We start from the raw sequence: 13427 nt of genomic DNA on the forward strand, positions 1-13427 counted from the left end.
TTCGTTTGAACGATTCATTGCTTTCAAACTGGCGCCCCACCGCGCCAGTGCCCCCCGCGCAACGGCCGGGGCGTCTCCCTTGGGGTATGCGGCGAAGCCGCTCAGGGGAGTCACAAACTAACTTTCAGCTCGGCCATGTAGGTGCGCTGCGGGTAGGGATGGAAATTCCAGAACTGGTAGTTGTTGAGGTTGTCGATGCCCACGGCAGCACTGACCTGCTTGGTGATCTGGTAGCGCACCCGCACATCGGTGGTGAAGTAGCGGCTCGCGCCCTGGTAGGCAAAGCCGTTCACGTCGGTGTTGTCGAGCGTGCTGTATTGCTTGCCGCTGTAACGCGCGCCCAGGGTGTACGACCATTGGTCGTCGGGGCGGTAGGTGGCCACGGCGGTGGCGCGCCATTCAGGGATGCGCGGCTGCCACTTGCCCACGCTGGCGGGGAACTTGTCGTTGCGGGTGATCTTGGAATCCGTCCATGTCAGGCTGCTGCCCAGCTCCAGCCCGCGCACGAAGACGTTGGCGGCTTGGTACGACAGCTCCAGCCCCTTGGTGCGGATGGCGTCCACGTTCTGCACATTGGTCACGTTGGGCGTGACGAGCACGTTGGTCTGGGAGTACAGCGCGTCTTTGGTGCGCTCAAAAAACGCGGTCAGGCGCAGCAGCCCGTTGCCCATGTCGCGCTCCGCCGTCAGCTCCGTCGTCCAGCTCTTTTCGGGCCGCAGATTCGGATCGTTGTTGATGAGCGTGCCGCTACCACTGATGCCACCCTGGTACAGCTCGGACACGGTAGGCATGCGCACCGCACGGCCGGTAGAGGCCTTGAGCACCCACAGGTCATTTGCCTGGTAGGCCACGGCAGCCTTGGGCGAGAAGTAGGTTTCGTTGCGCCCGGGATGGCTCAGCGTGGTGGTGGCGTTGCCGGTCTGGCCGTTGCTGGCACTCCAGCGCTCGGCGCGGGCGCCCAGCACGGCTTTCCATTGGGGCGCAATCTTCCAGGTATCTTGCGCCCACAGGCCCAGCAGTTGGATGTCGCCGTTGAAGGCCTGGTTGCGGGCGCCCGCAGCGCCGTTGATCCAGTTCGCCGTGGCGTTCTCCACCGTGCGCAACTGGTAGCTGTCGCGCTGCAGCCCAAAGTCCACGATGTGCGTGCCCTGCATGCCCCCCGGCCGCCAGGTGCCCTTGGCGGCCAGCGTGTTCCAGCCCGTGCCCTTGCTGTTGACGATGCGCCCTGCCCCGCCGTTCAGCGCGACAGGCATCGCCACGGTGGCAGCGCGCAGGGTGTCGGTGTGGTAGTCGTACAGGCTGGCGACCACCTCCCAGTCGAACGTGCCTTGCGTGCGGCTCTTGACCGACAGGCCGTGCATAAAGTGCGTGAGGTTCTCGTTGGAGACGTTGAAGTCCGTGGGCGTGAGCGCAAACGAGCGGCCGTTGATGTTGACCATGCCGCTGTAGACCGCATTGCCATTGGCGTCGCGCAGGTAGCTGGCGGGGCGGCCTTTGGACTCGTTGTGCCACCAGCCCAAGGTATAGGCTGCGCGCACGGTAGGCGAGAAGTCGTACGCGATCTTGGCCTTGATGTGGTCTTGCTGCGTGTGGTACTGCGTGGCCGTGCCCAGCAAGTACCAGGGCTGGTTGCTGCGGTTGTTGCCCGGCACGGCACCCGTGACGGGCGTGCCTGAGTTGCCCACGGTGCCTGCAGACACGAGGCGCGTGGGGAAGGTCAGCGGCTGGCCCTCGCTGTCGGTCTTGCTGAAGTTGATGAACCACGACCAGTCGCCATTCTTGTTGCCCACTGAGGCGCTGACCTGCTTGCCCGCATAGGTGGCGTTGGTGCCATACAAGTCAAACGGCTGGTGCTGGACGCTGACCTTGCCGTGCGCCTCGAACTGGGTCGGCATGCGCGTGACGTAGTCCACCACCGCGCCCACCGAGTTTCCTGCGTAGGCGGCCGAGAAGGGGCCGTAGAGCACATCCACCCGCTCGATCTCCTCGGGCGTGACCAGCATCCAGCGCGGCGCGTTGGTGGGGCCGTTGCCCAGGTAGTTGGAGAGCAGGATGCCGTCGGCAAACACCATGGAGCGCGCCGGGTTGCCCGTGCCCGAGGCGCGGGTGGACAGCACGGCATGGTTGTAGTCGCCGATGTAACGCTTGCGCACCAGCAGGCTGGGCAGGTACTTGAGGGCGTCTTCGCTGTCGGTGGCGTTGATCGCGTGCTCGATCTGCTCGCGCGTCACGCCCTCGATGGTGGTGGGAATCTGCGTGGGCAGCGAGGTTGGCTGGCCGCCAGTGATGGTGACCACGCCCAGTTCCTTGACGGGGGCATTGCTGGGCTCAGCGGGTTGGGCGAACGCCGGGGAAGCCCCGGTGAACGTGCAGCCCAGGACGATGGGAAAGGCACTGGCCAAGACCAGCACCATGCGGCTTTTGCGCATGGGAACTCCTGAATTTCAAGCCAAATAGGCCGCTTGCGCGCGATGGACAAGCGCAAGCAGCTATCAAACAAATAGCAAAATCAGGAGAAGGTCGGGGGCCCGCGCGGCGGCAGCGGCGCAGCAGTGCGCGCAGCAATGTGCGCAGCGGGGATGGGGCGCAGCGCATGCGCCAGGGGGTGAGCCACCGGCAACCGGGCTTGTGCCGCGGGGGGGGGTGCTCCCACGTGCACGCACAGGGGGCAATCCAGCGTGTGGCTGGACATCTCCTGCACGCCGTCGTCGGTCTTGACCAGCAGCTTGATCGCGCCCGAACCCGAGCAGATCAGCTCCATGGCCTGCGGGTTGACCAGCGGTGACGCCACCGCCACGCCCATGGACACTACAAACCATGCCAGCACAAGGCGGGCGAGCCAGCGAAGGCGGCGGATGGTTTGAAGGGAGGGCATGGCTGCGGATTGTAGGCTGCAGAGATGTGCCGGCCTGACCGGGGTCATCTTCGCGACGGGTATGCCGCCCGCCCACGCCTAGGATGTGCGCTGCACTCATCCCCCCACGACAACGGAGACGACGCCATGCTCACACTCTGCGGCTTTTCGGCCAGCAACTACTACAACAAGGTCAAGCTAGCCCTGCTTGAAAAAGGCCTTCCGTTTACCGAAGAACTGGCCTGGGTGGGCGAGACGGACCGCAGCGCCAGCCCCCTGGGCAAGGTGCCCTACCTGCGCACGCCCCACGGCCCGCTGTGCGAATCGGCCGTGATCGCCGACTACATCGAAGCCGCCCACCCCGAGCACCCTCTGATCCCCGCCGACCCGTACCAGGCCGCCAAGGTGCGTGAGCTGATCACCTTCATGGAATTGCACCTGGAGTTGGTGGCCCGCAATCTGTACCCGCAAGCCTTTTTCGGCGGCACCGTGAGCGACGCGGCCCGCGAGAAAGTGGGTGCGCAGCTCACCAAGAACATCGCCGCCTTCGGCCAGCTCACCAGATTCAGCCCGTATGTGGGCGGCGACAGCTTCACCCTGGCCGACTGCGCGGCCATCGTCCACCTGCCGCTGGTCAGCTCGGCCACCAAGATCATCTATGGGCGCGACTACCTCTCGGACCTGCCCATGCGCGAATACCTGGCACGCATGGGTGAGCGTCCCCATGTGCAGCGCGTGAATGCAGACCGCAAATCCAATACAGCGGAGATGCTGGCGCGGCCTCCCAAACGCTGAGGGGCAGGCCTTATCTCGCCGAGGCGCGTTTTGCTTGATGCCGATCAACGACGCGGGCGATACGCCGGAGCACCATGCGTGCATCCCAACGCCCCTGGAGACCCTGATGGACCAGACACAGGCCGCACCGTTTCTGCAACAGCTTCTCCGCACCCAGACCGAGCTGCTGGCCCAACTGGCCGCGCAACGCGGCGGAACCATTGGCCGCGCTGAAGCTGCCGCCAACCATTTTGGTCAGCCTGAAGATTCTCGCGCCCAGGTTGCTGCCGAGCGGGGCCTGGAGTTTGCGCTGGACGGCCATGAAACAGCGCACCTCTCCGCCATCGACGCTGCGCTCGCCCGCATCGCGGCGGGTACTTATGGCGACTGCACGGACTGCGGCGCGCACATTACCGCAGCGCGCCTGATGGCACATCCCGAGGCTCACCGTTGCGTTCATTGCCAGGAAAAGGCTGAGCACACCGCGCGCCATTGAGGCAGCCTGTGCAGCGGATGCTAGACCCAGCGGGCGCGCTGCTATCCTCGGCAAGATGCGCAGCCTCTTTCACCTTGCCTTTCACGTTACAGACCTCGACGCCGCCCGCCGCTTCTACGGCGGAGTGCTAGGCTGCCAGGAAGGCCGCAGCACCGATACCTGGGTGGACTTCGATTTTTTCGGTCACCAGATCTCTCTGCATCTGGGCACCCCGTTTGCCAGCGCACGCACCGGCCATGTCGGCGACCACTTGGTGCCCATGCCCCACTTCGGCGCCATTCTGGAACTGCCGGAGTGGCACGCACTGGCAGCCCGCCTGCAGTCTGCCGGCACTGCCTTTGTGCTGGAACCCCAGGTCCGCTTCGAAGGACAGCCCGGAGAGCAGTGGACCATGTTCTTCCACGACCCCAGCGGCAATCCCATCGAGATCAAGGGATTCCGCTCATTGGACGCGGTGTACGCCGCCTAGACAAGCACCGTTTGCTGGGTGAGTTGGCGCGAGCGGCTGGCGCCAGCACCAAGCCGGCGCCCTGCCTTGCCCGCGCCCTTGCCGCAGACGGTACGCATGCCAGATGCGGGCGCTCCCTTGCTTCAGCGCCGCTGCAGCACAGGAATGGACCCGAGTGCGAACACCGAGTTGGGAACGCCTACCCGCGCCATCAACGGCCGTGGCTTGGGCGCCAGCTTGGGCTTGGCAACAGGGGCAGGTACCTCGTCGGGCGCCACCCCCTTGGCCAGCTGCTGCGCCACGAGGTCCTGGAGGCTTACGGACTGCAGGTAGTCCATGACGCGTGAGTTGAAGGTGGTCCACAGGTCCCCCGTCATCGACTTCACCCTCGCCGCCTGAGTGGACTCCATGCCCTGCAGATCGTCAGCCTTGAGGTTCTCCACGGCCAAGATGATTTCGGCGACAGACACGTCCTCGGCCCTGCGCGCCAGCGTATAGCCGCCGCCCGGCCCCCGAGTGCTTGCCACCAGGCCAGCCCGGCGCAAGGCGCTGAACAGCTGCTCAAGGTAAGACAGCGACGTGCCCTGACGGGCGCTGATGGTGGAGAGCGCCACGGGCCGCATTTTTTGGCGCACTGCGAGGTCCGTCATGGCAGACACCGCCAATTGCCCTCTTGTCGTGATTCGCATCGTTGCTACTCCTCGTGAAGACAGTAAAGATCCAGCCGCCCGAACCCGGCGCAGACTGGGGCCAAGCCTTCAATGTAGAGAGTTTGACACTTCGCGTATATTCGATTTATCGAAGTTTATTCATCGGTTTTTTCGACAGGTTTAGCACCATGAACTTCAAGCACCTGCGGTATTTCTGGACGGTTGCCAAGGCCGGTGGCGTGGTCAGGGCCAGCGAGCAACTGCACACCACCCCGCAAACCTTGTCAGGCCAGATCAAACAACTGGAATCCTGGCTGGGCCACGACCTGTTCCGAAAACGCGGCCGGGGCCTGGAGCTGACCAGCGCCGGCCGGGTCGCGCTGGGATATGCCGAGCAGATTTTTGCGCTGGGTAACGATCTGGAGAGTGCGGTGCGACTCTCGCGCGGCCAGGAAAAGCCGCTGGAGTTCCGCGTCGGCGTAGCCGACTCCATCGCCAAGTCCGTGGCGTACCACCTGCTGGAGCCGGCTCTGGGCATGCAGCAGAACGTGCACATGACCTGCCACGAGGGCAAGTTTCCCGAACTGATTGCACAACTCAGTCTGCACAGGCTCGACCTGGTCCTGGCGGACGAACCCGTCTCCAAGAAGATCGGCGTCAAAGCTTTCAACCACCCGCTGGGCACCAGCGGCATGAGTTTTCTTTGCGCCCCTTCGCTCAGGGCCGAACTGAGGGGCGACTTTCCAGCCTGTCTGCACGGCGCGCCCATGCTCATCCAGGGGCCCATGTCATCGGTGCGGCAACAGCTCGATCATTGGCTCAACAAGCACCAACTGCAGCCGCGGCTGGTGGGTGAGTTTGATGACAGCGCGCTCATGAACGCTTTTGGCCGGGAAGGCCGCGGCGTCTTCACGTCGCCGTCGGTGCTGGATGACGAAACTACGGCCCAGTTTGGCGTCGAGGTAATAGGGCGCTCTACCGAGCTGGTGGAGGAGTTTTTCGCGATCTCCGTCGAGCGCCGCATCACGCACCCCTGCGTGGTGGCAATCACCAAGGCCGCAAAGGCAGAGTTGTTTGCGGGTTAGGGTCGCTTGGCCGTAGTCGTGCGCCACGCGTGGAGCGTAGTAAGTAACTACCGCCGCAAAAACAAAAAACGCCCACCTAAGTGGGCGTTTTAAAATGCCTGATTGGATCAGGTGAAGTGTTTTGGTTGCGCGAGAAGGATTTGAACCTCCGACCTTTGGGTTATGAGCCCAACGAGCTACCAGACTGCTCCATCGCGCGGTAAGAAATAAATTATACCCTATTATTCAGCAGCCGCCGAATTATTTTCGGTTTCGGCAGCACGATCGACCAGCTCAACCAGTGCCATGGGTGCGTTGTCGCCCACGCGGAAGCCCATCTTCAGAATGCGGGTGTAGCCACCAGGACGCACCTTAAAACGAGGGCCCAGGTCGTTGAAAAGCTTGGTGACGCTGTCGCGGTCGCGCAGGCGGTTGAAAGCCAGGCGGCGGTTGGCCACGGAGTCTTCCTTGGCCAGGGTGATCATGGGCTCGATCACTCGGCGCAGTTCCTTGGCCTTGGGGACCGTGGTCTTGATGACCTCGTGCTCGATGAGCGAGTTCATCATGTTCTGCAGCATCGCGAGGCGGTGCGAGCTGGTGCGGTTGAGTTTGCGGAGGCCGTGTCCGTGGCGCATGGTGCTTTCTTTCTACTGTCTATGTAATTAAATCGGGCAGCCGTGTCAGGTACTGGCCGAGGCACTGTTCCCTTCGGCGCCATGCCATTTGGGAACGAAAAGTCCCCCTTGCGGGGGAATAGGAAACCGGGCTCCCCATGTTGGGGGAAGCTTACGATTATATGGCGGCAGCTTAACGCTTGTCCAGGCCCGCGGGCGGCCAGTTTTCGAGCTTCATGCCCAGCGTGAGGCCACGCGAGGCGAGCACTTCTTTGATCTCGTTGAGCGACTTGCGGCCCAGGTTTGGAGTCTTGAGCAGCTCGTTCTCGGTGCGCTGGATCAGGTCGCCGATGTAATAGATGTTCTCGGCCTTCAGGCAGTTGGCCGAACGGACGGTCAGTTCCAGCTCGTCCACAGGGCGCAGCAAGATCGGGTCGAAAGTCGCGTTGCCGCGTGGACCTGCAGGCGCGTCAAACGCAGCCAGCTCGCCACCTTCCAACTGTGCGAACACTGCCAATTGCTCCACCAGGATCTTGGCCGATGCACGCACGGCATCTTCAGCGGTGATGGCACCGTTGGTTTCGATCTCAACGACCAGCTTGTCCAGGTCGGTGCGCTGCTCCACACGAGCACTTTCCACGGTGTAGCTTACGCGCTTGACCGGAGAAAACGACGCGTCGAGCACGATGCGACCAATCGACTTTGTCGATTCATCCGCGTAGCGGCGCATGTTGCCGGGTACGTAGCCGCGGCCCTTTTCCACCTTGATCTGCATGTCCAGCTTTCCACCGGCAGACAGATTGGCGATCACGTGGTCCGGATTCACGATTTCGACATCGTGGGGAGTCTGGATGTCGCGCGCCGTGACCACGCCTTCACCATCCTTGCGCAGGCTCAGCGTGACTTCATCACGGTTGTGGAGCTTGAACACCACACCCTTGAGGTTCAGCAGGATGTTGACTACATCTTCCTGAACGCCGTCGATGGACGAGTACTCGTGCAGAACACCAGCAATGGTGACTTCCGTCGCTGCGTAACCCACCATAGACGAGAGCAGGACGCGCCGGATGGCGTTGCCCAGCGTGTGGCCATAACCACGCTCGAACGGCTCCAGCGCGACCTTGGCACGGTTGTGGCCAAGCTGCTCGACATTGATCGCCTTGGGTTTCAGCAAATTGGTTTGCATTCAGACTTCCTCTCAATACCCCCAGCTCGTTACACCGGTAAGGCTGGTGAAGCGCCTAAACCGCGATGCCTCGCGGTTCAGGGACGGTTTTCTCGAAATACTCAGTACCGAGCGATTAACGCGAGTACAACTCAACGATCAGCGATTCGTTGATGTCAGCGCCGAACTCATCGCGGTCCGGCACCTTCTTGAAGATGCCTTCAGCCTTGTCGGCGTTCACTTCCACCCAGGCAGGCATGCCGACTTGGGCAGCCAACTGCAGGGCCTCGACCACGCGGGCCTGCTTCTTGGATTTTTCACGCACAGCCACCACGTCGCCGGCCTTCACCAGGTACGAAGCGATGTTCACGGACTTGCCATTCACGGTGATAGCCTTGTGGGACACCAACTGGCGTGCTTCAGCGCGGGTCGAGCCAAATCCCATGCGGTACACCACATTGTCCAGACGCGATTCCAGAAGGAACAGCAGGTTGGCGCCGGTGTTGCCCTTCTTGCCGTCCGCAGCTTCGAAATAACGACGGAATTGCTTTTCGAGCACACCGTACATGCGCTTGACCTTCTGCTTTTCGCGCAGCTGCAGACCGTAGTCGGAGGTGCGGGCGCCAGAGGTGCGGCCATGCTGGCCAGGCTTGGAGTCGAACTTGGACTTGTCGGCGATCGAGCGGCGGGCGCTCTTCAGGAACAGGTCGGTGCCTTCACGGCGGGAGAGTTTGGCCTTGGGGCCGAGGTAACGTGCCACTTGAGCTTCCTTTGTGTCATCTACCGCAAACCATTGCGGGAGCCGCCTGAGGCGCTTTCGCGTTCACAGGCGGCGGTGGGCTTAGAGAGATTTAGATACGACGACGCTTTTGAGGGCGGCAGCCGTTGTGGGGCACCGGCGTCACGTCGGCGATGGACGTGATGCGAATGCCCAGTGCGCCCAGAGCGCGCACCGAAGATTCACGACCAGGACCAGGACCCTTGATTTCTACGTCGAGGTTCTTGATGCCTTGGTCGATGGCAGCGCGGCCAGCCACTTCGGAAGCCACTTGGGCAGCGAACGGAGTGGACTTGCGCGAGCCCTTGAAGCCTTGGCCACCCGACGAAGCCCACGACAGGGCGTTGCCCTGGCGGTCGGTGATCGTGATGATGGTGTTGTTGAACGAGGCGTGCACGTGGGCGATGCCATCCGAAACGTTCTTCCGGACCTTCTTGCGAACGCGCTGAGCTGCGTTATTGGCAGGAGACTTAGCCATGTTGATCTTTCAATCTCTTTATTTCTTCAGTGCTGCTGCACCCTTGCGCGGACCCTTGCGAGTGCGGGCATTGGTACGTGTGCGCTGACCACGCATTGGCAGACCGCGGCGATGGCGGAAACCACGGTAGCAGCCGATGTCCATCAAACGCTTGATGTTCATCGTGGTTTCGCGGCGCAGATCACCTTCGATGGTGAACTGCTCGATTTGCTCGCGAATTTTTTCCAGGTCGCCGTCCGTCAGATCCTTGATCTTCTTGGAGTAAGCGATACCCGTGGCTTCGCAGATCTTGCGAGCGCGTGTGCGACCAATGCCATAGATGGCGGTCAAACCGATTTCCGCGTGCTTGTGCGGCGGAATGTTAATGCCAGCGATACGTGCCATATGCGTCCTCTAATACTTTCCAATCAACCTTGGCGCTGCTTGTGACGCAGATCCGTGCAGATCACGCGCACCACACCCTTGCGGCGGATGATCTTGCAGTTGCGGCAGATTTTTTTGACCGAAGCCGAAACTCTCATTGCATTCTCCTAAAACTTTTCCATCCGTCCCGGCTGTATTGCACGGAACACAATTTGTGCCCGCTACAACGTGGGGCGCCAACTAACGATATCCAGCTTTGCAGGGCATGTTGGCCTGAGCGTATGCCCTTCCTTTCTGTCACACGCCCGCGCCACCCTTGAAGTTGGCTTTCTTGAGCAAGGACTCGTACTGCTGAGACATCATGTAGTTCTGGACCTGTGCCATGAAATCCATGGTCACCACCACAATGATCAGCAGAGACGTTCCACCAAAGTAAAACGGTACGTTGTACTTCAGGATCAGGAACTCGGGCAACAGGCACACGAAGGTGATGTACACCGCGCCTGCCAGTGTCAGACGAACCAGGATCTTGTCGATGTACCGGGCGGTCTGGTCACCAGGACGAATCCCCGGGATGAAGGCACCACTCTTCTTCAGGTTGTCAGCGGTCTCACGGCTGTTGAAAACCAGCGCCGTGTAGAAGAAACAGAAGAAGATGATCGCAGCGGCATAGAACATCACATAGACCGGCTGACCCGGGGTCAACGCACCTGAGATGTCCTTCAGCCAGCGCATCGATTCACCAGCGCTGAACCAGTTGACCACCGTTGCCGGCAGCAAAATGATCGACGAAGCGAAGATCGGAGGAATCACACCCGCCATGTTCAGCTTGAGCGGCAAGTGAGACGACTGACCGCCGTACACCTTGTTGCCCACCTGCCGGCGTGCATAGTTCACCAGTATCTTGCGCTGACCCCGCTCCACAAAGACCACGAAGTAAGTCACCAGACCCACCACGAGAACGATGAAGATGGCGGCCAGGATGCTCATCGCACCGGTACGAACCAGTTCCAGCAGCCCGCCGATGGAACTTGGCAGCCCCGCAGCAATACCTGCAAAGATCAGGATCGAAATGCCGTTGCCCAGGCCGCGCTCGGTGATCTGCTCACCCAGCCACATCAAGAACATCGTGCCGGCGGTCAGGCTGACCACCGCCGTCAGGCGGAAACCGAATCCCGGGCTCAGCACCAGGCCCGCAGAGCTTTCCAGCGCCACAGCGATACCGAGCGACTGGAACAACGCCAGGCCCAATGTGCCGTAACGGGTGTACTGCGTGATCTTCCTGCGGCCGGCTTCGCCTTCCTTCTTCAACTGCTCGAACGTGGGCACCACATATGTCATCAGCTGCATGATGATCGACGCCGAGATGTACGGCATGATCCCCAGAGCAAACACCGTGAAACGCGACAGCGCTCCACCCGAGAACATGTTGAACAGGTTCAGGATGCCGCCTTGCTGGCCACTGAACAGCTGCTGGAGCTGGGCTGGATCGATACCCGGCACAGGGATATGAGCCCCGATGCGGTACACGACCAGCGCAAGCAACAGAAAAACCAGTCGACGACGCAGGTCGCCGAACTTGCCGGTCTTTGCGATTTGAGCCGCGCTAGTAGCCACAGATGCCTTCCTTCGAAGTCACTACTCAGGCGACGCTGCCGCCAGCAGCTTCAATGGCCGCCTTGGCGCCAGCCGTGGCACCAATGCCGCTCAGCTTGACTGCCTTGGTCAGGGACCCGCTCTTGATGACCTTGACCACCTTGGCCAGTTCGCCCACCACACCAGCTTGCTTGAGCGCCAGCACATCCACTTCGGCCAGGCCGAGTTGGTCGAGCGCCGTCAGCGTGACTTCGGCATTGAACTTCAGCAAATGCGACTTGAAGCCGCGCTTGGGCAAGCGACGCTGCAGCGGCATTTGACCGCCTTCGAAGCCCACCTTGTGGTAGCCGCCGGAACGCGACTTCTGACCCTTGTGACCACGGCCAGCGGTCTTGCCCAGGCCGGAGCCGATACCACGGCCTACACGGCGCTTGGCATGCTTGGCGCCGTCGGCGGGCTTGATGCTATTGAGTTCCATGATCTATCTCTCAGACGATTTTGACCAGGTAGCTGATCTTGTTAATCATGCCGCGAACTTCGGGCGAATCCTTCAATTCGCTGACGCTGTTCAGCTTGCGCAGACCCAGGCCACGGACTGTGGCGCGGTGCGATTCCTTGGTGCCGATAGGGCTGCGCACCAGTTGAATCTTGACGGTTTGTTGCGTAGTCATTACAGCTCCAATCAGGCGAAGATGTCTTCGACCGTTTTGCCGCGCTTGGCTGCCACTTGTGCGGGCGTGGTGGAGTTCACCAGCGCGTCGAACGTGGCGCGGACCATGTTGTAGGGGTTGGACGAACCATGGCTCTTGGCCACGATGTCGGTCACGCCCAGCACTTCGAAGACGGCGCGCATCGGGCCGCCGGCGATGATGCCGGTACCCTTGGGAGCGGGAGCCATCATCACGACGGCAGCGCCGTGGTGGCCGGTCACATTGTGGTGAATCGTGCCGTTCTTGAGGGACACCTTCACCATGTTGCGACGCGCTTCTTCCATTGCCTTTTGCACGGCAGCAGGCACTTCCTTGGACTTGCCCTTGCCCATGCCCACGCGGCCATCACCGTCGCCGACCACCGTCAGTGCGGCGAAACCGAGAATACGGCCACCCTTCACGACTTTGGTCACGCGGTTGACCGCGATCATTTTTTCGCGCAGACCGTCGTCACGACCTTCGTCTTGCACTTTGGGTTGAAATTTAGCCATTTTGTATTCCGCTCCGCTTAGAACTGCAGGCCAGCTTCACGTGCTGCGTCGGCGAGTGCCTTGACGCGACCGTGGTAGGCAAAGCCTGCGCGATCAAATGCAACCTTTTCGACGCCAGCTGCCTTCGCCTTCTCAGCGATGCGCTTGCCGATGATCTGGGCTGCAGCGGCGTTGCCACCCTTGCCCGAGCCGCCGAGCGACTTGCGCACATCGGCTTCTGCCGTGGATGCACTGGCCAGCACCTTGCTGCCGTCGCCGGAAATCACGCTGGCGTAAATGTGGAGGTTCGTGCGATTCACGGTCAGACGGGCCACGCCTTGCTGTGCAATGCGGATGCGGGTCTGGCGCGAACGACGAAGACGCTGCTCTTTCTTGGTCAACATGTTGCAGCTCCTTATTTCTTCTTGGTCTCTTTGATCGTGATCTTTTCGTCCGCATAACGGATGCCCTTGCCCTTGTAAGGCTCGGGAGGACGAACAGCACGGATCTCAGCAGCGATCTGGCCAACGCGTTGACGGTCGGCACCCTTGATCACCACTTCTGTGGGTGTGGGGGTGGCCACCGTGATGCCAGCGGGCATTTCGATGTTGACCGGATGCGAATAACCGACAGCCAGGTTCAGCTTGGAACCGGAGGCGGCAGCCTTGTAACCCACGCCCACCAAGCTCAGCTTCTTTTCGAAGCCCTTGCTGACACCGACCACCATGTTGTTCACCAGCTGGCGGATCGTGCCACTCATCGCGTTGGCTTCACGGGAATCGTTAGCGGGCTCAAAGCTCAGCTTGCCATCGTTGCTGGAAACCTTCACCAGCACGTTCTGGGCGAGCGACAGAGTGCCACCAGAACCCTTGACGGAGATCTGGTCGCTCTTGACGGACACATCCACGCCAGCGGGGATGGTCACGGGCATTTTTCCTACTCGGGACATTTCAGTTTCTCCTCAATG

At 61.3% G+C, this 13427-nt stretch carries 19 protein-coding genes and 1 tRNA gene; 4 read left to right on the forward strand and 16 right to left on the reverse strand.

The annotated features are described in order from the left end of the window. Nucleotides 1–110 precede the first annotated feature (110 nt). Together ACK4HJ_RS07495 and ACK4HJ_RS07500 are read right to left on the reverse strand one after the other, a co-directional pair. Entirely contained in the window at nucleotides 111–2429 is a 2319-nt protein-coding gene (locus ACK4HJ_RS07495) for a TonB-dependent receptor (RefSeq protein WP_409829427.1), read from the reverse strand. Between the two features lie 80 nt (nucleotides 2430–2509). After that, the gene (locus ACK4HJ_RS07500) at nucleotides 2510–2875 is read right to left on the reverse strand and encodes a DUF2946 family protein (RefSeq protein WP_409829429.1); all 366 of its coding nucleotides are present in this window, start codon (nucleotides 2873–2875) and stop codon (nucleotides 2510–2512) included. 126 nt (nucleotides 2876–3001) lie between these two features. Here ACK4HJ_RS07500 and ACK4HJ_RS07505 point away from each other — a divergent pair, with 126 nt between their 5' ends. The 3 genes from ACK4HJ_RS07505 to ACK4HJ_RS07515 are packed head-to-tail and all read left to right on the forward strand — an operon-like array spanning nucleotide 3002 to nucleotide 4593. Beyond that, nucleotides 3002–3649: a glutathione S-transferase gene (locus ACK4HJ_RS07505; protein ID WP_409829432.1), complete on the forward strand. Its 648-nt coding sequence runs from the start codon at nucleotides 3002–3004 to the stop codon at nucleotides 3647–3649. Between the two features lie 37 nt (nucleotides 3650–3686). Continuing rightward, entirely contained in the window at nucleotides 3687–4124 is a 438-nt protein-coding gene (locus ACK4HJ_RS07510; protein WP_409829435.1) for a TraR/DksA family transcriptional regulator, read from the forward strand. Nucleotides 4125–4179: 55 nt separating this feature from the next. Beyond that, entirely contained in the window at nucleotides 4180–4593 is a 414-nt protein-coding gene (locus ACK4HJ_RS07515; protein ID WP_409829438.1) for a VOC family protein, read from the forward strand. 122 nt (nucleotides 4594–4715) lie between these two features. Here ACK4HJ_RS07515 and ACK4HJ_RS07520 read toward each other — a convergent pair whose 3' ends face one another. After that, the gene (locus tag ACK4HJ_RS07520; protein ID WP_409829441.1) at nucleotides 4716–5261 is read right to left on the reverse strand and encodes an Rrf2 family transcriptional regulator; all 546 of its coding nucleotides are present in this window, start codon (nucleotides 5259–5261) and stop codon (nucleotides 4716–4718) included. Nucleotides 5262–5410: 149 nt separating this feature from the next. Here ACK4HJ_RS07520 and nhaR point away from each other — a divergent pair, with 149 nt between their 5' ends. Then, entirely contained in the window at nucleotides 5411–6307 is an 897-nt protein-coding gene (gene nhaR / locus ACK4HJ_RS07525) for a transcriptional activator NhaR (RefSeq protein WP_409829443.1), read from the forward strand. Nucleotides 6308–6429: 122 nt separating this feature from the next. Here the strand turns inward: nhaR and ACK4HJ_RS07530 are convergent. From ACK4HJ_RS07530 to rplF, 13 genes are all read right to left on the reverse strand, one after another. Next, nucleotides 6430–6506 (reverse strand) — tRNA-Met (locus tag ACK4HJ_RS07530). A 22-nt stretch (nucleotides 6507–6528) separates the two neighbouring features. Beyond that, entirely contained in the window at nucleotides 6529–6921 is a 393-nt protein-coding gene (rplQ, locus tag ACK4HJ_RS07535; RefSeq protein ID WP_008906513.1) for a 50S ribosomal protein L17, read from the reverse strand. 172 nt (nucleotides 6922–7093) lie between these two features. Next, nucleotides 7094–8086 carry a DNA-directed RNA polymerase subunit alpha gene (locus ACK4HJ_RS07540; RefSeq protein ID WP_409785284.1) on the reverse strand — a complete coding sequence of 331 codons (993 nt, stop codon included), beginning with the start codon at nucleotides 8084–8086 and terminating at the stop codon, nucleotides 7094–7096. Between the two features lie 115 nt (nucleotides 8087–8201). Next, entirely contained in the window at nucleotides 8202–8825 is a 624-nt protein-coding gene (gene rpsD / locus ACK4HJ_RS07545; protein WP_409829448.1) for a 30S ribosomal protein S4, read from the reverse strand. A 91-nt stretch (nucleotides 8826–8916) separates the two neighbouring features. Beyond that, complete coding sequence (gene rpsK, locus ACK4HJ_RS07550; RefSeq protein ID WP_409829451.1) at nucleotides 8917–9321, reverse strand: 30S ribosomal protein S11; 405 nt, start codon at nucleotides 9319–9321, stop codon at nucleotides 8917–8919. Between the two features lie 18 nt (nucleotides 9322–9339). Beyond that, nucleotides 9340–9705 (reverse strand): 30S ribosomal protein S13, encoded by a 366-nt coding sequence (rpsM, locus tag ACK4HJ_RS07555; RefSeq protein WP_291489366.1) that lies wholly within the window; start codon nucleotides 9703–9705, stop codon nucleotides 9340–9342. A 23-nt stretch (nucleotides 9706–9728) separates the two neighbouring features. Next, nucleotides 9729–9842 (reverse strand): 50S ribosomal protein L36, encoded by a 114-nt coding sequence (rpmJ, locus tag ACK4HJ_RS07560; protein WP_005793651.1) that lies wholly within the window; start codon nucleotides 9840–9842, stop codon nucleotides 9729–9731. A gap of 139 nt (nucleotides 9843–9981) precedes the next feature. Continuing rightward, nucleotides 9982–11301 carry a preprotein translocase subunit SecY gene (gene secY / locus ACK4HJ_RS07565; protein ID WP_409829454.1) on the reverse strand — a complete coding sequence of 440 codons (1320 nt, stop codon included), beginning with the start codon at nucleotides 11299–11301 and terminating at the stop codon, nucleotides 9982–9984. Between the two features lie 25 nt (nucleotides 11302–11326). Then, nucleotides 11327–11758, reverse strand: a complete 432-nt coding sequence (rplO, locus tag ACK4HJ_RS07570; RefSeq protein WP_409829457.1) for a 50S ribosomal protein L15 — start codon at nucleotides 11756–11758, stop codon at nucleotides 11327–11329. Between the two features lie 10 nt (nucleotides 11759–11768). Further along, entirely contained in the window at nucleotides 11769–11951 is a 183-nt protein-coding gene (gene rpmD, locus ACK4HJ_RS07575; RefSeq protein ID WP_005793644.1) for a 50S ribosomal protein L30, read from the reverse strand. 11 nt (nucleotides 11952–11962) lie between these two features. Continuing rightward, nucleotides 11963–12481 (reverse strand): 30S ribosomal protein S5, encoded by a 519-nt coding sequence (gene rpsE / locus ACK4HJ_RS07580; RefSeq protein WP_184860263.1) that lies wholly within the window; start codon nucleotides 12479–12481, stop codon nucleotides 11963–11965. A 17-nt stretch (nucleotides 12482–12498) separates the two neighbouring features. Beyond that, entirely contained in the window at nucleotides 12499–12864 is a 366-nt protein-coding gene (rplR, locus tag ACK4HJ_RS07585) for a 50S ribosomal protein L18 (protein WP_005793639.1), read from the reverse strand. Nucleotides 12865–12875: 11 nt separating this feature from the next. Next, entirely contained in the window at nucleotides 12876–13409 is a 534-nt protein-coding gene (rplF, locus tag ACK4HJ_RS07590; RefSeq protein WP_409829462.1) for a 50S ribosomal protein L6, read from the reverse strand. Nucleotides 13410–13427 lie beyond the last annotated feature (18 nt).

It is taken from the genome of Acidovorax sp., from assembly GCF_046294525.1.
GTDB lineage: Bacteria > Pseudomonadota > Gammaproteobacteria > Burkholderiales > Burkholderiaceae_C > Acidovorax.